This window comes from Sorangium sp. So ce590, assembly GCF_051521365.1.
Classification (GTDB): domain Bacteria; phylum Myxococcota_A; class Polyangia; order Polyangiales; family Polyangiaceae; genus Sorangium.
On the sequence record NZ_CP150346.1, the window covers coordinates 1190781 to 1209824 of the forward strand.

Below are 19044 nucleotides of genomic sequence, written 5' to 3' on the forward strand. Positions count from 1 at the left end.
ACCAGCTGCCGAAGATCCTGCACCGCGAGGGCCGCCACCTCACGCTCGGCTTCAAGCCGATCCTGACCTCGGAGGGCCAGTTCAGCGGCGCGCTGATGGTGATCACGGACGTCACGGCCACGATGGACTCGGTGCGGGAGTCCGAGCGACAGCGCGAGTACATCCAGGTGTTCGAGCGCGCGGTGAAGGACCGGCTCGGCCTGCTCGGGTTCGTCAGCGACACGAGCAAGCTCGTCGACGCGGTGAGCTCGCGGAGCATCGGCGAGGTGGATCACGTGATGCGCCTCGTGCACACGATCAAGGGCAACGCCGGGCTCTGGGACGTGACGAGCGTGGCGAAGGTGGCGCACGAGATCGAGAGCTTCGTCGTCGAGGAGCGCTCGCTGCCCCCCGACGAGCAGCTCGACGCGCTGAAGGACGCCTGGTCCGCGTTCGTCGCGCGGGTAGGCGGCCTGCTCGCCTCGACGGCGCAGGCCTCGCGCGTGGACGTCGACCACGAGGAGATCGAGGCCTTGCTCGCGATGGTGCGCCAGCGCCGCGACCCCGCCGATGTGGAGCGGGCCATCGGGGCCCTCCGCGACGAGCGGACGGAGACGCGGTTCAGCCGCATGAAGGACCAGGCCGAGACCCTGGCGCGGAAGCTCGGCAAGCCGAAGCCCGACGTGGACATCGACGACGGGGGCGTCCGGCTCCCCGCGCCGCGCTTCGCTGCCATGTGGCAGGCGCTGGGGCACATCGTCCGCAACGTGATGGACCACGGGATCGAGCGGCCGGAGGTGCGCGAGGCGGCCGGCAAGCCGCCGCGGGGTACGCTCACGCTCCGCTCGCGCGCGACAGCGGACGAGGTCGTCATCGAGGTCGGCGACGACGGCGCGGGCATCGACTTCGAGCGCGTGCGCGAGAAGGCGGCGGCCGTCGGGTTGCCGAGCGCCACGCGGCGGGACCTCGAGGCCGCGCTGTTCTCTCCCGGCTTCAGCACCGCCGAGCAGGTCACCGACGTCTCGGGCCGCGGCGTCGGCCTCGGCGTCGCGCTCCACGAGTGCCGGCGGCTCGCCGGCCGCGTGGAGACCGAGACGGAGCGCGGCAAGGGGACGACCTTCCGCTTCCGGTTCCCCCGGGAGCTCGGCGAGGCCGCCGCCTCGCCGCTGCCGGCGTCGAGCCGGCGCGGCGCGCTCCTCGCCGGCCCTCCGCGCGGCGGATCGAGCCCGGGACCTTTGACGAGCGCGGGCCACCCGGATCGGGTAACACCGTGACCCCATCGACCCTGCAGAGCGAGAGATCGAGGAGAGGCGAATGAACTCCGAGAGCTGGCACCGCATCTACGAGGAGCTTGCGGCCTCGTGCGTCCACCTGTTTCGCGACAACGGCGTCGAGCTCCGGCCGCTGGAGAAGGCGGAGTCGGAGGCGACGCCGGGCAACGCGGTGGTCTCCTTCATCGGCTTCACGGGGGATCACCTCCGCGGCAGCTTGACGATCGTCGCCCCGGTGGCGCTCATCACGCGCTGCCACCCGCTGCGAGAGCGGCGCGCGCTCGGCGAGGACATGGTGTGCGACTGGGCGAGCGAGCTCGCCAACCAGCTCCTCGGGCGGGTGAAGAACCGCCTGCGCCACCTCGGGCTGATCATCGTGCTCTCGACGCCGAGCGCCGCGATCGGCGAGCACCTGCGCGCCCGGGAGGAGCAGAACGAGGGCTTCCGGCGGCTCGTGTTCGACGCGGGACCCGACCGGCTCGCCGTGCTCTTCGACGCGATGGCCCTCGACACGGGGCTGGAGCTCGAGGAGGTCGACATGCCCGATCCGCAGCGCGAAGGTGAAGTTCTGCTGTTCTGAGCCGCGGGCCCCGCGCGCCGAAGGAGACACGACAGATGGCCAAGAAGATTCTTCTCGTCGAGGACTCGAACACGGTCCGCCAGCAGGTCGGCATCCTCCTGTCGGCGGCGGGCTACAGCACCGTGGAGGCGGACAACGGCCGGGACGCGGTCGCCGCGGTCACCGCCCACAAGGGCGATCTGGCGATGATCATCGCGGACGTGAACATGCCCGTGATGAACGGCATCGACATGCTCCAGAGTCTACGGGACAAGAACCTCGCGTCCGACATACCGGTCCTCATGCTCACCACCGAGGGGCAGCCCGAGCTCATCGAGAAGGCCCGGAAGGCCGGCGCCAAGGGCTGGATCATCAAGCCGTTCAAGCCGGACCTCTTGCTCGCCGCGGTGAGGAAGCTCGCCGGCGAGCCGTGATCGCTACTGGGCCGATCCGTACCTCCAGCACAACCTCATTGCGAGGAGCGGCGTCGCCGTGTTCAAGAGCATCTCGAGCCCTGGGACTCGCGGCGCGTCGCGCCCTGCTCGACGATGAGCGGACTCGAGATCTTCTGGAGTCGCGTCCGCGCCCACGCCGATGCGACCCCACCCGGGGTGGTGGTTCGCGAGCTCACGACGCTGGACTTTTATTCCCCGATCCGTATTCTGTCCGCACAGGCCACTCGTGTCCAGGGCGTCTTGGCGCGCGGGGGCGTGGAACGGTGAGCGATACGGCTTCTTCGGGTGGAAGAAGCGGGGTTGGGGGACCCTTCCCGCGATGATCGATCTGTCTGGTTATACCCTGTCCGAGAGGGTCTACGAGGGCGCCGAGAGCGTGCTGTACCGCGGCCGCCGGGACGATGACGGCACGCCGGTCGCGGTGAAGGTAACAAGGTCTGATTTCCCGACGGCCAGGGATCTGGCGCGGTTGCGGCGCGAGCTCGCCATCCTGCGGGACGCGGGCGAGGTGCCCGGCGTCGTCAAGGCGTATGCCCTCGAGAAGTGCGGCAGGGGCCTCGCGCTCGTCATGGAGGACCTCGGCCCCTCCTCGCTGCAGACCGTGCTGAGGACGCGCAGGCTCGACGTGGGGACAGCGCTCCGCATCGCGATCGCGCTCTCGGGCACGCTCGACGCGCTCCACGGACTCCGGATCATTCACAAGGACATCAAGCCGCACAATATCCTGATCGACGAGGCGACGTACAGCCCGCGGCTCGTCGACTTCGGTATCGCGGCGCGCCTGTCGCGGGAGACGCCGAGGACGGCCCCGCCGGACGCCCTCGAAGGCACCCTCTCGTACATCGCCCCCGAGCAGACCGGCCGCATGAACCGGATCGTGGATCTGCGCGCCGATCTCTACTCGTTCGGCGTCACGCTGTACGAGATGGTGACAGGGGTCCTCCCGTTCGCGGGGCTCGACCCGACGGCGCTCATCCACAGTCACATGGCGCGCACACCGACCCCGCCGGACGAGCGGGCGCCGGAGGTGCCCGGCGCGCTCTCGCGGGTGATCATGAAGCTCCTGGCCAAGACGCCGGAGGAGCGATACCAGAGCGCCCGCGGGCTCAAATCGGACCTCGAGGAGTGCCTCCGGCGGTGGCAGGCGACAGGCCGGATCGAGCCGTTTCCGCTGGGGCAGCGCGACATGCCGCTCGATCTCCGCGTCCCGCAGCTGCTCTATGGCCGGGAGCACGAGGTGAAAGCGCTCCTGTCCGCGTTCAACCGGGCCCGCCACGGCGCGGCCGGGCTCGTGCTCGTCTCCGGCTACTCCGGCGTCGGCAAATCCGCGCTGGTGAACGAGATCCACAGGCCGATCGCCCGTCATGGCGGCTATTTCGCGAAGGGGAAGTTCGATCCAATCCACCGAGGTATCCCGCTCGCGCCCATCGCCCAGGCCTTCCGTGAGCTGATCCGGCAGATCCTGACCGAGTCGGCGGGCGCCGTCGAGGCGTGGAAGGGCAAGCTGCTCGGGGCGGTCGGCGCGAACGGGCAGCTGCTCGTGGAGCTCATCCCGGAGCTCGAGCTGCTCATCGGGCCTCAGGCGGAGGTGCCGGCGCTCGGGCCGAGCGAGGCCAGGAACCGCTTTGATCTGCTGGTGCAGCGCTTCGTGCAGGTCTTCGCCTCCCCGACGCGCCCGCTGGCGATCTTCCTCGATGATCTGCAGTGGGCCGATCCGGCGTCGCTCAGGCTCGTCGAGCGCCTCCTGACCGACGTCGAGTGCAAATACCTCCTGCTCGTCGGCGCTTACCGCGACAACGAGGTGGACGCCGCCCACCCGCTGCTCGCGGTGCTGGGCGAGCTCCGCGAGGCGGGCGTGGAGATCGCCGAGCTCGAGCTCCGGGCGCTCGACCTGCCCACGGTCACGCGGATCGTCGCCGATACGCTGAGCGCGCAGCCGCACGATGTCGCGCCGCTCGCGGCGCTCGTGTTCGAGAAGACCGAGGGCAACCCGTTCTTCCTGAGCCAGCTCCTCGGCGCGCTCCACGACGCGCGGGCGCTGTGGTTCGACGCATCGCTGGAGGCGTGGGCGTGGGACGTGGCGCGCGTCCGGGAGGCGATGGTCAGCGACAACGTGGTCGATCTGATGCTCGACATGCTGCACCGGCTCCCGGAGGCCACGCGGCGCGCGCTGGAGCTCGCCGCGTGCCTCGGCCACGCGTTCGAGCTGACCACGCTGGCGACCATCCATCAGAGAGCGCCCGTCGCGACGGCCGCCGACCTGTGGGATGCGCTGCGCGGCGGCCTGATCGTGCCGCTCGACAGCGACTATCGCTTCTTCGACGGCGGCGCCGGCGCCGAGCCCTCGGCGGTCCCTTGCGAGCTCAACGTATCGTATCGATTCCTGCACGACCGGGTGCGCCAGGCGGCCTACTCGCTGGTCGAGCCGGCGCGCAGGGAGGCGGTCCACCTGGAGATCGGCCGGCTCTTGTGGGCGCGGGTCGGTGAGACGCCGCCCGACGACCACCTGCTCGATGTCGTCCGCCACCTGAACCTCGGCGCGCGGGGCATGCGCGAGGAGGCCGAGCGGGTGGCCGTCGCCCGGCTCAACCTGCGGGCCGGCAGGGCGGCCAAGGCGAGGACGGCCTATGCCGCGGGCGCAGACTACTTCGGCGCGGGGCTCGAGCTCCTGGGAGACGCGGGCTGGGTGCGCCACGACGCGCTCTGCTTCGCGCTCAGCCGCGAGAACGCGGAGTGCGTGTACCTGAGCGGCGCGCCGGAGCGGGCCGAGGAGCTCTTCACAGCCCTCTTGCCTCGAGCGCGATCGAGCGCGGAGCAGGCGCAGATCCACAACCTGCGCGTGGTGCTCTACTCGACGCTGGGGAAGTACGTCGACGCGGTGCAGCTGGGCCGCGAGGGCCTCCGCCTCCTCGGCTTCACCCTGCCGGACAGCGAGGCGGAGCGACAGGCGTGCGTCGAGGCCGAGCTCTCGGCGGTGGACAAGAACCTCGCGGGCAGGCGCATCGAGGATCTGATCGACGCACCGGTGATGGACGACCCGGAGCGCAAGGCGCTGCTGCAGCTCCTGTGCGACCTGACCATGCCGGTCTTCTTCGCCAGGCCGGAGCTCTACCAGGCGATCGTCCTCAAGCAGGTCAACATCTCCCTGAAGCACGGGAGCTCGGACGTGTCCGCGTTCGCGTACCTCGTCTACGGGTTCATGCTCGCGACCATGCAGGGGCGGCCCGCGGACGGCCACGCGTTCGGCCGGCTCGCCCTCGCGCTGAATGACAAGCTCCGGAACGCCAGCCTGGCCGGCAAGGTGAACGCCGCGTTCTGCGGCTACTCCTACCTGTCCGAGCCCCTGCGCGACGCGATGCCCTATTATCTGAGGGCGCGCCAGGAGGCGCTGGAGTCAGGCGATTTCGTCTATCTCGGCATCGCCTGGTACGCGATGGTCAACGTGAAGCTCGGCGCGGGCTACCAGCTCGAGGAGCTGCGCGAGGAGGTGGATCGGGGCTTCCTCGTGGCCCGGCGGCTCAAGGACGCGACCGCGACGGCGGTGCTGCTCGTCGTGAGGCAGGCGATCGCGGCCCTGCAGGGCCGGACGCGGGCCCGCGACAGCTTGAGCGACGCCGACTTCGACGAGGACCAGTTCCTCGCGGGCCTGAACGCGAGCGAGCAGGGCGCGGCCGTCTTCTTGCACGCGATGTCCAAGCTGCAGCTTCGGTATCTCCACGGCGATCACGAGGGGGCCGCGGCGATGGTCGATGACGCCGAGGCGAAGAGCGTGGGCATGTTCGGCATGTACCACACGACCCGGCTGCCCTTTTATGCAGGCCTCTCGCTCCTCGCGCTGCCCGCCGCCGCGCCCGACGAGGCGGAGCGCCGCGCGCAGACCGTTGCCCGCCACAGGGAGCGGATCGCGGGCCTCGCGGCGAGCGCGCCCATGAACTTCCTGCACCAGCTCCTGCTCCTCCAGGCCGAGGAGGCGCGCATCGCCGGCGAGCAGCTCGAGGCCATGCGCCTTTACGACCGGTCGATCGAGCTGGCCCGGGAGAACGGGTTCCCGCATGACGAGGCGCTCGCGAACGAGCTGTGCGCGAAGATGCACCTCCGCGCGGGCAGGGCGAAGGTGGCGCGCGCGTACATGATCGACGCGTACCTCGGCTATCAGCACTGGGGAGCGACGGCCAAGGCGGACGCGCTCGCGCGGGACCACGCCGGGCTGCTGCCGTCGTCCGGCGACGGCGTGAAGGTCTCGTCGATCCCCTCCAGCGTCTCGGGCGCTGCGGCCGGGAGGACGATCCTGGGCCGGACGACCGTCGGCAACCTGCGCGACGCGGCGCTGATCGTCCGGGCCGCGCAGGGCATCGCCGGCGAGACGGAGCTCGAGCGGGTGATCGAGCGCCTTGTGACGCTCGTGCTCGAGAACGCGGGCGCGCAGCGGGGGGCGTTGCTCCTGGAGCGCGACGGGCGGCTCTTCGTCGAGGCGACCTTCGGCGTGGAGCCCGAGGCGCTCGTGCTCGGCCCGAGCGAGCCGCTCGACGCGCGCGCCGATGTGCCGCACGCGGTGGCGCTGTTCGTGGCCCGCATCCGCGAGCCGCTGGTCGTCGACGACGCCGGCGCCGATGCCCGGTTCTCCGGCGATCCCTGCGTCGTCGCGCGCGGCACGAGGTCGGTCCTCTGCCTGCCCATGCTCCACCAGACGCGCCTGAGCGGCATCCTTTACCTCGAGAACAACGCCACCTGCGGTGCGTTCAACTCGAGCCGCGTGGAGCTGCTCGGGCTCTTGTCGTCCCAGGCTGCCATCTCCATTGAGAACGCGCTGCTCCTCGCGAGCACACGGGCGGCGAACGACGAGGTCCAGCGCGTCAACGGGCGGCTCGAGGCCGACGTCGCCCAGCGCACCGAGGAGCTCCGGCGCTCCAACGCGGAGCTCGGCGCGGCCAACGAGCGCCTGCAGATCGAGCTCGCGCAGCGCGAGGAGGCGGAGCGGGAGCGGACCGCGCTGCAGCGGCAGATGCTGGACACGCAGCGGGCCATGGTGGCGGAGCTCTCCACGCCGCTCATCCCGATCACCGACCGGATCATGGTGATGCCGCTCATTGGCACGATGCACGCCGAGCGGGCGGCGCAGGTGCTCGAGGTCGCGCTCGATGGGGCCCAGCGCTACCAGGCGAAGGTCGTGATACTGGACATCACCGGGATGAAGCATATCGACACCCACATCGCGGGGACCCTCCTGGGGACCGCGAGGGCGCTGCGCCTGCTCGGCACCGAGGCCGTGCTCACCGGCATACGCGCCGAGGTGGCCCAGGCGATGGTGCGCCTGGACATCGAGATGAGCTCGATCGTCACCATGGGCACCCTCCAGAGCGGCATTGCCTATGCGCTCCGCCGCTGCGGGCCATCGCAATCACCTGGGCTCGGGGCGCAGCCGCCCTCCGCCGGGCGCGCCGCGCCCGGCGCGCGCGCTGGAGAGATCGCGAGCACGGCGGCGGCGCTCGGCCATGCGGGGCGCACGACGGCGCAGCGGCGCTCGTAACCCGCGCGGGGAGCGCTCCGCGAGATCACCCCTCCCGGGCGCAGGGCGATCCCGCGGATCGCCCCTCCCGGCCGCAGGGCGATCGCGCGGATCGCCCCCGCGCCCCCTGGATCTCGGCGAAATGGCCGCGGAGCCACCGCGGCCGGGTCGGGCGCCCTGTTCTGCCCGCGTGGAATGCCGCGTGCAATGACGCCTCGACCAGCGTGCGCACATCCAGGGCGCACCGCAACGCCGAGGAGGGCATCATGGCTCGAAGAATCGCGGTGGGGGGTCTGTCGCTGGCGCTGGGGTGGACCCTGATGATGGGGGGGTGTCTGGTCGCTGACGACGAGACCGCGTTGACCGAGGCCAGCGTCGAGGATTCGGATGCTGTCCTCGTCTCCAGCGTCTCCGAGGGGGACTACGTCATCCGCTCGGCCGCGACAAACAAATGCCTCGACGTGCCCTCGTCCAGCACCGCCGACGGCACGCGGATGCAGCAGTGGACCTGCAACGGGACCAACGCGCAAAAGTTCCACGTCTCCCCGACGACCGACGGCTACTGGAAGATCGTCAACGTCAACAGCAACAAGGCCCTCGACGTGCGCGACGTGAGCACCGCGCAGAACGCCGTCATCCAGCAATGGAGTTACAACGGCGGCGCCAATCAGCAGTGGAAGCTCGTCAATCGCGGGGGCACCCAGTTCAGCATCCACGCGCGCCACACCGACCAGGCCGTGGACCTCGCGTGGGGCAACGCCGCCGACGGGACGGACATCCTCCAGTACCCCTACGGGGGCACCGCCAACCAGCGCTGGGTCCTCGACAAGGTGAGCGGCGGTCCGTCCCCCGGCGCCCGCACGCTCAAGATCATCAACAACTGCTCGGCGCCGATCTGGGTCGCCCACTCCACCAACGTGCAGGGCGCGCAGAACGTCAAGCTCACCCGGGGCGCCGCGTACACCTACGACGTGCCCGAAGGCGGCATCAGCGCGACCCGCTTCTGGCCGAAGACAGGCTGTGACGAGGGCGGCCGCAACTGCACAACGGGCGACAGCGTCGCGCCTTGCCCGGCCGGCGGCTGCCAGCCGCCCTTCGAGTCGAAGTTCGAGGCCACCTTCGCGGCCAAGGGGAGCACGGCGCAGACCTGGTACAACCTCAGCCAGGTGGACGGCTACACGCTGCCCTTCAAGGTCGTCCCCAGGGGCGTCGGCGCCGAGCAGGGCAGCTGCATCACCTCGGACTGCTCCGGGCTGTCGCTTGCGCAGTGCCCCGGCGACGAGGATCTCGGCAACGGCCACTTCCCCGCGTACGCGCACCAGGATCTCCGGGTGCGCGACAGGAACGGCGTCGTGGTCGGCTGCATGGCGCCCTGCAAGAAGTGGAACTATCCGGCGCCCTGGGGCCTGGGCCAGCCGGAGAGCGCCGATCCCGGGCTGCACCTCTGCTGCCCGACGCCCATCGATCCGGCCACGGGCCAGTGCACCGCCGAGAGAGCGTGCATGACCTCGGACGCGTGCCGGAACACCGCGGACCCGCGGAGCGTGGAGCACACGGACTACGTGATCCGGATGCACCAGATGTGCCCCACCGCCTACAGCTATGCTTACGACGACGCCGCCGGTCTCCACGCCTGCTCGTCGGAGACGAGCTTCGAGGTCACCTTCTGCCCGTGATCCGCGCCTCGCCGGAGCGGGGGTGAGCTCCCTCGCTCCGGCGGCTCGGGGCCGCCGGGCCGGCTCCCCGGGCAGCGGCCGCGCGCGACGCGCGTCAGGCAGGGCCTACTTGCAGGCCGCCGGACCGAAGCAGACCGCGGGATCCTCGGCGAAGCGACGGAAGTTGTCCGCCTCGGGGTGGCCCGGGAACGGGACATAATAGTAGACGGGCTTGCTGTCGAAGTCGGCCCCGTCGTAGTAGGTCTGCCACGTCAGCACGTAGGCGACGCCGGCGCTCTTCGCCAGGTCGAGCAGGTGCTCGTTGTACCAGTCCTCGGTGAGCGCTCCCTGCCCCGCGTCGGGGAAGAGGCCCGTCACCTCGGTCGGGGAGAGCGCGACGGCGGACGCCGAGCTCAGGCCGTAGTTGGCCAGAAACTCCGTTTGCAGGCCCTGATCGAACAGGGTCTCGTACCACCGGCTCACGTGGTCCGCCGAATAGAGCGTGAGCGACTGGCCCGCCGCGAGCTTGCTGACCCGGTGCAGGAGGTGCAGCCGGTAGGTGCCCGTCTCGCTGAGCGCGTGCGGCTTGCCCTTGGCCTCGCCGATCGCCGCGACGGCGCTCGCCATCGCCTTCATGTCCTCGAGGTCGGCCGGGGACGCCGCCCGCTCGTACGGGTAATAGAGATCGATGCCGAGGACGTCGATGAGGTCGTCTCCCGGGTACGCCTCGAGGTAGTACTCCTCCAGCATCTCGGAGGGCGGCTGGCCGTCGTGGGCGACGATCGCCTGCTGGGGCGGGCTCTCGTACGTCGCGCCGAGCTCGGAGAGCTCCTCGAGGAGGCGCGCTCGGAGCATGTCGCGCGAGAGGCTCTCTGGATCTCTGACCTTCGCCTCGGCGGGCGTCACCGAGCTGTCGCTCAGCTTTCGCAGCTTGTCGGTCGAGTACGCGAAGATCACGTTCTCCATCCCCGGCTCGCTCCGGATGGCCTCGGCGAACGTGCGGTACGCGGCGCGGTAGGCGTCGGGGCCGGTGACGGCCTGGTCGTCGCCGAGCAGGCCCTGGCAGTTCCAGTACGGCTGACCCCACCAGAACCACCCGCCTGTGTGCTCGTGGAACGGCCTGAGGACGACCGGCTTGCCCTCGAGCCCGTGCTCGCGGAAGAACTGGGCCACGTACTTCGCGTGGGCCACGAGCCAGTCGCGCGCCGAGATCCCGGCGTGGGTCCCCTGCTCGATCGGCACGTCGTTGGCGATCTTGCAGATGCACTTCAGGTTCTCGGGGATGTCCGCGCTGGAGCTCAGGGCTCCCGAGTAATACGTCTCGGCGTAAAACGGGGTGCCGCCGCCCTGGGCGTGGATCGGGACGCTCTGGCCGTCGACCGTGATCGTGGCGAGCGGCGTCGCGATGTCGGTCGCGAAGTCGGAGCTCGCGATGTCGTAGTTGCACGGGGGCGTGTGCCAGTCGATGGCCACCATGCCGCCCGGCTGTTCCAGCGCGTGCACCGCGCCGGCCGCGGTGACGTCGCGTCGATTCCAGGCGACCGGGTCGAAGACCATCGCGTCGAGGGAGAGGCCGAGCAGCCCGGGGTTCTCGCCCACGGTGGCGCCGGCGTCCGACGCCCACGCCCGCTCGCCGCGGCTGGCCGGGCCCGCGATGGTCGAGAACCAGTCGTTTGTCGACACGAACTCCATCGCGCCCGGATCGTAGAGCCCCCACAGGATGCTGTTCTCGTATCCGAACCGGAACTTGCCGGCTCGGGACGAGGTCCAGAGGTCCTCGAGGAGCTTGCCCCGTGGCGTGTCCGGAAACTCCGGGTCGTCGCCGGGCGGGTCGTCGCCGGGCGGGTCGTCGCCGGGCGGGTTGTCGCCCGGCGGGTCGTCCCCCGGCGGGTCGTCCCCCGGCGGGGTGCCGTCGTTCGACGACCCGCAGGCGGCTGCCAAGCACAGAAGGAACGCGGCGCAGATGCGTGGACTGAACTGGTTAAGATTCATCGGTTCTTCCCTGCAAAGAGCACAAGTGGCAGGGCAAGAATAAACCGCTGAATCGGTTCAGTGTCAACGGCCACGTCCGGGGCTGGGCGAGCGCGGCATGGTGCTCAGCGCCGACATCACGGGGCCACCTCCACGGGCCTGTTCACGCCCCGAAGAGGACCGCGCCGCGCGAGCCGCCTCGTGGGTCGTCGCTGCGCTCGCCGCTCAGGCTCCGGAGAAGGGTAACGACTCCGCTCGAGCGGCCGTCAGCGATCCGGCGGGTGAGCGTGGGCGAGCGCGATCGACCGGCAGCCGATCAGACGCTGCCGCTCACCTTCGCCGTGCGGGTGTTCCCGTCGAGCGACGACTCGATCATGTACTGCGCTCCCTGGTAGGAGATGCTCCCGTCCTCGCCCAGGTTTCCGCCGCGCAGCACGTTGGCGGCGCTCTCGTAGAGAAGAAAGGAGGCGTGGCCGGTGGGCAGCGCGCTGGACAGCATCCAGGTGCCCTCCGCGCCGCTCGCGTCGATCACGAGGTGCTGCTGAGCGCCGGACGCGTCAATCAGCACGCCGAGCGTCGAGCCGCTCCGGTCGCGCGACGTGGCGCGGAAGTTGAGCGGAGCAGCGGTGGCGAGCAACTGGGTGGAGGCGACTGGCTTCTGGGGTATGGACATGGCGGTGTTGAACAGCTCCGTTGATGGCCGTTGCGTGCGGCCCAGGTGATGTATTTCTCCGGGATGGTCCTGCGGCCGAGCGCCCGTGGAGCAGGCGCTCACGGGAGCGCACCGGCGATCGAGCTCTTCGGCTGCCACACGAGCCCGTTGTACTTCCGGGGAGAGCCCGAGCGGTCGAGCCGCTGGAACGTCTCACCCGTCCTGAGGTGCCGCTGCCTGTCGCGATCGAAGGGGCCACGCTGGCCGCTCGCCGGCTCGTACGTGACATCGCTCCTCCCGTGCACCTCGAACCGCCAGCAGAGCCGTTGCTCCACGCCGTCCACCACCCGTGACAACCCCTCTTTCATGGTCTGTACCTCTCTGCGCTCAGCACGCGAGCTCGCGGCGCGGAAGCGGCGGGCGCGGCGGGACCGGCGAGCGCGGCCTTCCCGTCCGACCCTCGAACAGCGCGAGCGCCTCCCCGAAGTCGGCCTCGACCTCCGCCACCATCCACGCCTCGTCGTGCTCCGAGAGCGGCGGCGCGTCCCCGGCGGAGCGGAGCGCGAACAGCGCGCTCAGGAGAAAGCGAGCCCACGAGCGCACGTCGTCAGCGGCATCGGGGAGCGCTCCCTGGGTCTCGATCAGCTCGGCGAAGCCGTCGCAGCGGCGGGCCAGGCTCCACCTCGCGCTCTTCGAGAGGCCAGCGAAGGGGCCGGCGAGGCAGAGCGCCAGCGCGCGCAGGTCGGCCGGCATCCGCTCCGCGCGCGATGGCGCGTCCGGAGCGAGGCTGTCACCCAGCGCCGCGCTGCTCGGCGCGGTGGTGATGCTGGGTGTGGACGCGTGGCTCATCTCGACGTTCTCCGAAGGTGGAAGGCACAAAACGCACGTGTGCCCCACGGCTGTGCAAAAGTTGCCTCGAACGTCGCATGACGGCCGTGCCTGCCGGGTCTGGTCGATGGGCCAGACGGCATCGCCGACAACTTCACTGCGTGTGCGCAAATGTATAGCAGAAAGAAGCGCCGGCGCACCACGCTTATCGGTGAAGCGCGCGCCGATTTCGCCGGTGTGACGCTTTTTCTCGTGTTCGTTCTCGTGTTCGCGCCGATTTCGCGCGGTGTTCGCGCCTTCCCGCCAATTTTGCAGCGTTTTCGCGCGGTATTTGCGCCTTCGCGCGGTGTTCGCGCCTTCGCGCCGTGCTCCTCGGGCGTCACGAGAAACGTCTCTTCCACGCAGGGGCGCTCATCCCTCGACACCCGCGGTCCCGGTGTCCAGCCGGGCGACCTGGCGCTCCTCCGGCATCTGGAGAGTGTGGAGTGAGCGATCAGGACAGCAACGAGCTCCACGGTTCGCTTGTACATCGATTGCGGGCCGGCACGCGGTCAGCGGATGGTCATGCGCCGACAAGTCCGGAGCCGCGTTTCTCGCGCACGAGCGTCCGCCTGCCGCTCGATCCGTCCGTGCGGCGAGCCCGCAACAAGCGAGTTCATCGAACGGAAACAAATCTATGCTGCCCGGTGCAACGTCGCTCCTGCCCGCCATTGACGTTGCTGACGTCGCTGACGTCGCCGGCGTCGCGTGTGTCGCCTCCTCGGAGCGGCCAGCGCGCGAGGGCCGCTGTTTCACGGGAGTTCACGACGATTCGACGGTTGGCCGCCATCGGCGGCGGTTCGTCCTTGACGCACTTGCGCGCTGAGTGCAGTATGGCCCAGCAAGCTGGTTCGAGCGTGCGTCGAAGCATCTATCGCGCTCGGGCTTCTGGTGCTCTCGGCGTCGTCACACGGCGAGCACGCGGCGCGCGCCGCGAGGCCAGGGTGGCCTGCTCGTGACGTGAGCCGCGCGATCACCTCGAGGTGCACGGATGCAGATCCGCGTAGGTTACGAGCTGGTCTACGAATTCCCACAACCCACGCCGGTGATCCTGACGCTCAGTATCCACTACTCGCGCGTGTCGGATCTGGTGCGGCCCGATCATATGATCACCAATCCGCCGATCCCGGTCCGGTCCTACCGGGACGCGTTCGGCAACTGGTGCAGCCGGATCGTCGCGCCGGCGGGGCAGCTGAGGGTCTCCGCCGACGCGGTGGTGAACGACACGGGCGCGCCGGACCGCATCGTGACATCGGCCGCGCAGCACCCGGTCGATGCGCTGCCGGAGGAGACGCTGGTGTTCCTGCTGGGCAGCCGGTACTGCGAGACGGATCGCCTGTCAGAGGCGGCATGGGGCCTGTTCGGCCAGTCGGCCACCGGCTGGGGCCGCGTGCAGGCCATCTGCGATTTCGTTCACCGGCACATCGCCTTCGGGTACGAGTTCGCGAGCCCCACAAAGACGGCGTGGGAGGTGTTCAACGATCGAAAGGGCGTCTGTCGAGATTTCGCGCACCTCGCGATCGCGCTCTGCCGTTGCATGAACATTCCGGCCCGGTATTGCACGGGCTACCTGGGCGACATCGGCGTGCCTCCGCCCCACGGGCCGATGGACTTCTCCGGCTGGTTCGAGGCCTATCTCGGCGGCGAGTGGCATACGTTCGACGCGCGCAACAACGTGCCTCGCATCGGGCGCGTGCTGATCGCCCGCGGGCGCGACGCCGCCGACGTGGCGATCACCACGACCTTCGGCGAGAATACATTGAAGAGCTTCCGCGTATGGACGGATGAGATCGTCGGCTCGCTCGCCTGATCCTGCCGGGTATGTACAGCATGGACGACAGGGAGGTACGGCGGCGGAGTGAAGGCGTCCGGACCACGCGGATGTGATGAAGCATCGCCGGTGAGGCCGACGGCGCGTATGCCGGTTCGGGGGCAGCGTGGTAGTCTGCGCTGCCATGGACAATGCACTGACGGACGGCATCGACGGGGAAGACTGGGGACGACTGCACGTCACGCGTGCCTGCTGCGGCGCAGGCGTTTGCAGGAACTTCGCGCCTGAGCTCCTGGGCGAGGTCGAGCCCGCGCACTGGGGAGCCATGGACGGCGACGTGAAGCGCCGCGGCCCCGCCGTGCTGGAGGGCACCTACGACGAGGGGTCGTTCACGGGCATCCTGCGCCAGCCGCGGAGCCAGGCCGATCTCGAGGCGGCGCGCACGGCGGTGGCCGCCTGCCCGGTCCACGCCCTGCGCCTCAAGCCGCCCGCCGCGCGCCCTCGCCCCGGCGCGCTCGGCGCCCCCTTCAGCACCTGGCCGCGCCGCGTCGAGGAGGACGTCTGGGCCCTCGGTCATCCCTCGACCGGAAACATCGGCGCCACGACCTACTTCATCGAGCGCCCCGGCGGCAACGTGCTCGTCGACCTGCCCAAGCCGAACGAGGCCATCTTCCGTTTCCTCGAGGAGCACGGCGGCGTGCGGTGGATCTTCCTCACCCACCGTGACCACACCGCGCATCACGCCGAGTTCGCGGCCCGCTTCCCCGGCTGTCGCCGCATCCTCGGCTTCGCGGACGTGAGCGCGAGCGGCGGCGAGTACAGCGCGATCACCACCGACGTGGAGATCCAGCTCCCCGATCGCCCCGAGCCCATGACCCTCGAGGGCGCGCCGCTCACCGACGCCGAGCTCGCCGGCGCCGAGCTCGCCGTGCTCTCCCAGCCCGGCCACACCGCGGGATCGATGTGCCTGCTCTACCGCGGCCGCTTCCTGTTCACCGGCGACCACCTCGCCTATTCGCGCCGCCTCGGCCAGATCGTGGCGTTCCGGCTCCAGTGCTGGGACGACTGGGAGCGCCAGAGCGGCTCCGTGCGCCGCCTTGTCGCCCTGGCGGAGGCGGGCCACCTCGGCTTCGCGTGGCTCCTGCCCGGCCATGGCGAGTGGCACCGCTTCGAGGGCGACGGCGGCGCTCCCGCGACGGCGGCCGAGCTGCGGCGCACGCTCGCCTGGATGGAGCGGCAGGCGCCTGGCAACTTGCCGCTCGCCCGGTTCATCCCGTGGGTGCAGAGCCGCACGCGGCCCCGCACCCGCCTCGCCCGCGCGATGCGCGCGATCAGCGGCGAGGGCCCGGGGAGCGAGGCGTGGGTGCTGCCGCGCGCCGTCCGCCCGTACCTGCCCGATTACCGGCCGGAGAAGGTGGCCCCAGCGCTGGTCCGCGCTTCCGTGGTCGCGACGAGCGCGCTCGGCGCAGCAGCGTCCGCCGTCTGGCTCGCCGCGCGTGCGGCGGGGGCGGTCCTGAAGAGATGGGCGTGAAGCGGGCCCGGGGGAGCGCGAGCTCCCCGTTCAGCCGCTCGCGCTCCCCTGAGCGTCCTGGCGCAGCAGATACCGTGTGTCGGGGTTCTCCCGGCGCCAGATCACGTTATCCATGAAGTAGTGGTGAATGTTCACGAACACGTAGGCGGCCGCGAAGTACGGCGTCGGGCCCAGGCCGGCCAGCGTCTCATCGTCGCTCGCGCCCAGCACCAGCGCGCCGTCGAGGAGCGCGGGCGCGCCGCGGAACACGACCCATCCGAGGCCGACGGCGGACGCGGCCAGGAGGCCGAGGCGCAGGCCGGTCGGCCTCCCGAACAGCGGCGGACCCTCGGCGTCGCGCGCCTCGTTCCGCTTCAGGAGCCAGACGAAGTACAGATACTGGATGGAGTGCAGCGCCGGGATCACGTACATCATGAGCCGGTCGAGGCTCGAGTACACGGTCCAGAGCCACACCGTGATGAGGAACCCCGAGAGCGGCCCGAGCGGCGGTAGCCGCCTCTCCGCTCGCCACCTTCGCGCGAGCACCCAGAGCAGCGCGAGCACGCTCAGCGCGAACGCCGCGCGGGTGACGGGCTCGAGGGCCGGCGGGTGCGCGAGCGACGTGTAGATCACGCCTTTCTCCTCGAGCTCCCTGCCCGGATCGGCCGGGCTCGCCCACGCATAGGCCCAGGCCGCGAAGCAGTGCGCGAGGACCACCTTGCGCTCCAGCGGGCTGAACCGGAACCCGCGCCGCGCCGACAGCACCGTCAGGACGCCGAACCCCTGCTTCACATAGTGCCATCCCACCAGGAGAAACATGAGCTGGATCATGAAGCCCATCGTCCGCGCGGAGCCGGTCGCGAGCGCGCAGGTCGCCCACGCGAGCAGCGCGAGCGGGACGAGGAGCCCGGCGACGATGTAGCGGGCCCGCTGCGCCGGGGCGAGCGCGCCGCCGAACGCGCGGCGCCGCGCGTCCTTGTAGAACAGGAGGTACGTGACCGCGAAGTGAGGATCGTTGATCACGGTCGCGGCGTGGAACGTCAAGAAGCCGAGCGCGAGCTCCGACGCGTCGAGCCCGACGGCCCTGCGGAGCAGCCACGCGAGCGGAAAGAGCGCGAGCGTCGCGCCCCCCACGAGCAGGAACTCGATGAGGCGGGCCCGAAAGCCCTCTCGGCGCGGCGCCGCGACCGGGACTGGCAGCGTCGCGCTCGCGCTGGTCATGCGCCGAGGCTACCACACAGGGGCGCATCCCATCCTTCATCCAAGCTCGTACGAGCGCTCCCCCGGCGCGTACGCGGGGGCCGGGCCCCGCGCTGCCGCTGCCCGCGCTCGCCCGCGGGGGATGGCGCCGCGCTCTGGAGGGGGACTGCCGTCATCGGCGCTTCAGCGCATACGCGATGCCGCCTTGCAAGGTCCCCTCCGTGACCAGGCCCCGCAGGTCGATGTCGAGCCCGATCAGCGTCCGCGCGATCGCGGGCCGGATGCCGGTGAGCACGACGTCGGCGCCGAGCAACCCGGCCGCGCGCGCGGCCTGCACCAGCATCTCGGCGACCGACACGTCGACCGCCTTGACGCCGGTGATATCGATGATCGCGATGCGGGCCGAGTGCCTCGCGACGCCCTGGAGCAGCGTCTCGATGATCCGGCTCGCCCGCGCGCTGTCGAAGAAGCCGATGAGCGGCATGACGAGGACGCCCTCGGCGATCGGCAGGAGCGGCGTGACGAGCTCCCGTATCGTGTCCTGCTGCGCCGCGATGAGCTCGTCCCACGCCGAGGTCTTCGCGCGCGGCGCCGTCCGCGCCCCGCGCGAAGACCTCGGCGCGGACGGCGAAGAGCCGCTCGCCCTCCCCGCGGCCGCGCGCCCGCAGCTCGGCCTCGACGACCTTGCCGTCTCGCGCCGCCTTCAGCTGCTCGGCGCGCGCGGCGAGCCCGGCGAGGTCGTCCGGATGAATCCGGGCCGCGAGCGCCTCGATGCCGCGCGTCGCGAGCTCCTCGTCGGTGCAACCGAGCGCGCGGGCGAGGGCGGCGTTGTGCGCGGTGAGCCGCATCTCGGTCATGTCGACGACGCACAGGATCGCCAGCGCCGCGTCGACGAGCCGCGAGAGCGGGCGCACGATCTGCCACCGGGCGAACCCGAGGAGCAGGATGGCGGTCATCGCGCCGACGAGCCCCGCGTATTCGAGGATATCGCGGCGCGCCGCGGCGAACGCGGCGTTCTCGGGGGCGAGGGAGAAGACGAGGACGAGCGTCCCGAGGCGCCGCCCGTCGTCGCGCACGACCGGGCGGGCGACGCGTAGCTCGTGCTCGAGGACCTGGTTCTCGGCGCCGCGCGTGGTGAAGACCGACAGGCCCTCTGGGAGCCTTCCGACCCTGGCGACGGGCTCGGCGGCGTCGCTGCCCCACGCGACGGCGCCGGTCAGCGCGCGGTTCGACCGGAGCTGCTCGAGGTCGCCCTGCGCCGTGTCGTGATCGCCGAAATCGAGCGGCGCGGTCAGGGCCCCCGAGAGCAGATCCGCCATCATCGAGGCGGCGCACGAAGAAAGCGGCATGGCCGGACGCCGTCGGAAGCTCCCCGGGGGAGCGCGGACAGGCGCGCGGAGATGCCTTTCAGCCCGAGACGGTACGTAGCTCATTTCAAGGTTGCAACAGGATTCTCTTTGCCTACGCCGGCCGTCGGTGTCGACTCGGGGCGCCTGTTTGTCTACCCATTGTCCACGGGCGCGCGCTGGCCGGTGCCTTCTCTGGCTCTACGGTCGATTCGTAGAGAGGGCGGATCTGTCAAGGGACATGAAGACAATGAACGACGAGAGCTGATGTGAATCGTAGAGGCGTGTGCAGCCAGGGCCGC

General features: G+C 70.6%; 14 protein-coding genes and 1 pseudogene. 8 read left to right on the plus strand and 7 right to left on the minus strand.

The window, feature by feature from the left end; genetic code table 11:
• Positions 1–278: 278 nt before the first annotated feature.
• The 5 genes from WMF28_RS04410 (at position 279) to WMF28_RS04430 (ending at position 9446) form a co-directional block, all read left to right on the plus strand.
• Positions 279–1253, plus strand: coding sequence for an ATP-binding protein (locus WMF28_RS04410; RefSeq protein ID WP_437604213.1), 975 nt, complete (start codon positions 279–281; stop codon positions 1251–1253).
• Between the two features lie 40 nt (positions 1254–1293).
• Positions 1294–1830, plus strand: coding sequence for a chemotaxis protein CheX (locus WMF28_RS04415; RefSeq protein WP_437600784.1), 537 nt, complete (start codon positions 1294–1296; stop codon positions 1828–1830).
• 35 nt (positions 1831–1865) lie between these two features.
• On the plus strand, positions 1866–2243 hold the full coding sequence (locus WMF28_RS04420; RefSeq protein ID WP_437600785.1) for a response regulator: 378 nt from the start codon (positions 1866–1868) through the stop codon (positions 2241–2243).
• Positions 2244–2583: 340 nt separating this feature from the next.
• Positions 2584–7791, plus strand: a complete 5208-nt coding sequence (locus tag WMF28_RS04425) for an AAA family ATPase (protein ID WP_437600786.1) — start codon at positions 2584–2586, stop codon at positions 7789–7791.
• A gap of 245 nt (positions 7792–8036) precedes the next feature.
• Positions 8037–9446, plus strand: a complete 1410-nt coding sequence (locus WMF28_RS04430; RefSeq protein ID WP_437600787.1) for an RICIN domain-containing protein — start codon at positions 8037–8039, stop codon at positions 9444–9446.
• A 105-nt stretch (positions 9447–9551) separates the two neighbouring features.
• Here the strand turns inward: WMF28_RS04430 and WMF28_RS04435 are convergent, their stop codons facing one another.
• The 4 genes from WMF28_RS04435 to WMF28_RS04450 all read right to left on the minus strand — a co-directional run bounded on the left by WMF28_RS04435 (position 9552) and on the right by WMF28_RS04450 (position 12897).
• Entirely contained in the window at positions 9552–11417 is a 1866-nt protein-coding gene (locus tag WMF28_RS04435; protein WP_437600788.1) for a glycosyl hydrolase, read from the minus strand.
• A gap of 295 nt (positions 11418–11712) precedes the next feature.
• On the minus strand, positions 11713–12069 hold the full coding sequence (locus WMF28_RS04440) for a hypothetical protein (protein ID WP_437600789.1): 357 nt from the start codon (positions 12067–12069) through the stop codon (positions 11713–11715).
• Between the two features lie 98 nt (positions 12070–12167).
• The gene (locus tag WMF28_RS04445; RefSeq protein ID WP_437600790.1) at positions 12168–12416 is read right to left on the minus strand and encodes a hypothetical protein; all 249 of its coding nucleotides are present in this window, start codon (positions 12414–12416) and stop codon (positions 12168–12170) included.
• 19 nt (positions 12417–12435) lie between these two features.
• Positions 12436–12897, minus strand: coding sequence for a hypothetical protein (locus WMF28_RS04450; RefSeq protein ID WP_437600791.1), 462 nt, complete (start codon positions 12895–12897; stop codon positions 12436–12438).
• A 150-nt stretch (positions 12898–13047) separates the two neighbouring features.
• Between WMF28_RS04450 and WMF28_RS04455 the strand changes: the two genes are divergently transcribed.
• From WMF28_RS04455 to WMF28_RS04465, 3 genes are all read left to right on the plus strand, one after another.
• Positions 13048–13365 (plus strand): hypothetical protein, encoded by a 318-nt coding sequence (locus tag WMF28_RS04455; RefSeq protein ID WP_437600792.1) that lies wholly within the window; start codon positions 13048–13050, stop codon positions 13363–13365.
• Between the two features lie 541 nt (positions 13366–13906).
• Positions 13907–14725: a transglutaminase domain-containing protein gene (locus tag WMF28_RS04460; protein WP_437600793.1), complete on the plus strand. Its 819-nt coding sequence runs from the start codon at positions 13907–13909 to the stop codon at positions 14723–14725.
• Positions 14726–14870: 145 nt separating this feature from the next.
• Positions 14871–16217, plus strand: a complete 1347-nt coding sequence (locus tag WMF28_RS04465; protein ID WP_437600794.1) for an MBL fold metallo-hydrolase — start codon at positions 14871–14873, stop codon at positions 16215–16217.
• Between the two features lie 30 nt (positions 16218–16247).
• Here the strand turns inward: WMF28_RS04465 and WMF28_RS04470 are convergent, their stop codons facing one another.
• The 3 genes and pseudogenes from WMF28_RS04470 to WMF28_RS04480 form a co-directional block, all read right to left on the minus strand.
• Positions 16248–17417 carry a hypothetical protein gene (locus WMF28_RS04470; RefSeq protein ID WP_437600795.1) on the minus strand — a complete coding sequence of 390 codons (1170 nt, stop codon included), beginning with the start codon at positions 17415–17417 and terminating at the stop codon, positions 16248–16250.
• Between the two features lie 151 nt (positions 17418–17568).
• A complete protein-coding gene (locus tag WMF28_RS04475; RefSeq protein ID WP_437600796.1) occupies positions 17569–17880 on the minus strand; it encodes an STAS domain-containing protein in 312 nt (103 codons plus the stop codon).
• A 145-nt stretch (positions 17881–18025) separates the two neighbouring features.
• Positions 18026–18829: pseudogene (locus WMF28_RS04480) on the minus strand (hypothetical protein); the annotation flags it as partial.
• Positions 18830–19044 lie beyond the last annotated feature (215 nt).

Coding starts and splice junctions, on each gene's coding strand:
- WMF28_RS04450 (WP_437600791.1), bottom strand. CDS start 12,897: ATGAGCCACGCGTCCACACCCAGCATCACCACCGCGCCGAGCAGCGCG.
- WMF28_RS04435 (WP_437600788.1), bottom strand. CDS start 11,417: ATGAATCTTAACCAGTTCAGTCCACGCATCTGCGCCGCGTTCCTTCTG.
- WMF28_RS04470 (WP_437600795.1), bottom strand. CDS start 17,417: ATGACCAGCGCGAGCGCGACGCTGCCAGTCCCGGTCGCGGCGCCGCGC.
- WMF28_RS04440 (WP_437600789.1), bottom strand. CDS start 12,069: ATGTCCATACCCCAGAAGCCAGTCGCCTCCACCCAGTTGCTCGCCACC.
- WMF28_RS04430 (WP_437600787.1), top strand. CDS start 8,037: ATGGCTCGAAGAATCGCGGTGGGGGGTCTGTCGCTGGCGCTGGGGTGG.
- WMF28_RS04455 (WP_437600792.1), top strand. CDS start 13,048: ATGTATAGCAGAAAGAAGCGCCGGCGCACCACGCTTATCGGTGAAGCG.
- WMF28_RS04465 (WP_437600794.1), top strand. CDS start 14,871: ATGGACAATGCACTGACGGACGGCATCGACGGGGAAGACTGGGGACGA.
- WMF28_RS04460 (WP_437600793.1), top strand. CDS start 13,907: ATGCAGATCCGCGTAGGTTACGAGCTGGTCTACGAATTCCCACAACCC.
- WMF28_RS04425 (WP_437600786.1), top strand. CDS start 2,584: ATGATCGATCTGTCTGGTTATACCCTGTCCGAGAGGGTCTACGAGGGC.
- WMF28_RS04415 (WP_437600784.1), top strand. CDS start 1,294: ATGAACTCCGAGAGCTGGCACCGCATCTACGAGGAGCTTGCGGCCTCG.
- WMF28_RS04445 (WP_437600790.1), bottom strand. CDS start 12,416: ATGAAAGAGGGGTTGTCACGGGTGGTGGACGGCGTGGAGCAACGGCTC.
- WMF28_RS04410 (WP_437604213.1), top strand. CDS start 279: ATGCGCCTCGTGCACACGATCAAGGGCAACGCCGGGCTCTGGGACGTG.
- WMF28_RS04420 (WP_437600785.1), top strand. CDS start 1,866: ATGGCCAAGAAGATTCTTCTCGTCGAGGACTCGAACACGGTCCGCCAG.
- WMF28_RS04475 (WP_437600796.1), bottom strand. CDS start 17,880: ATGCCGCTCATCGGCTTCTTCGACAGCGCGCGGGCGAGCCGGATCATC.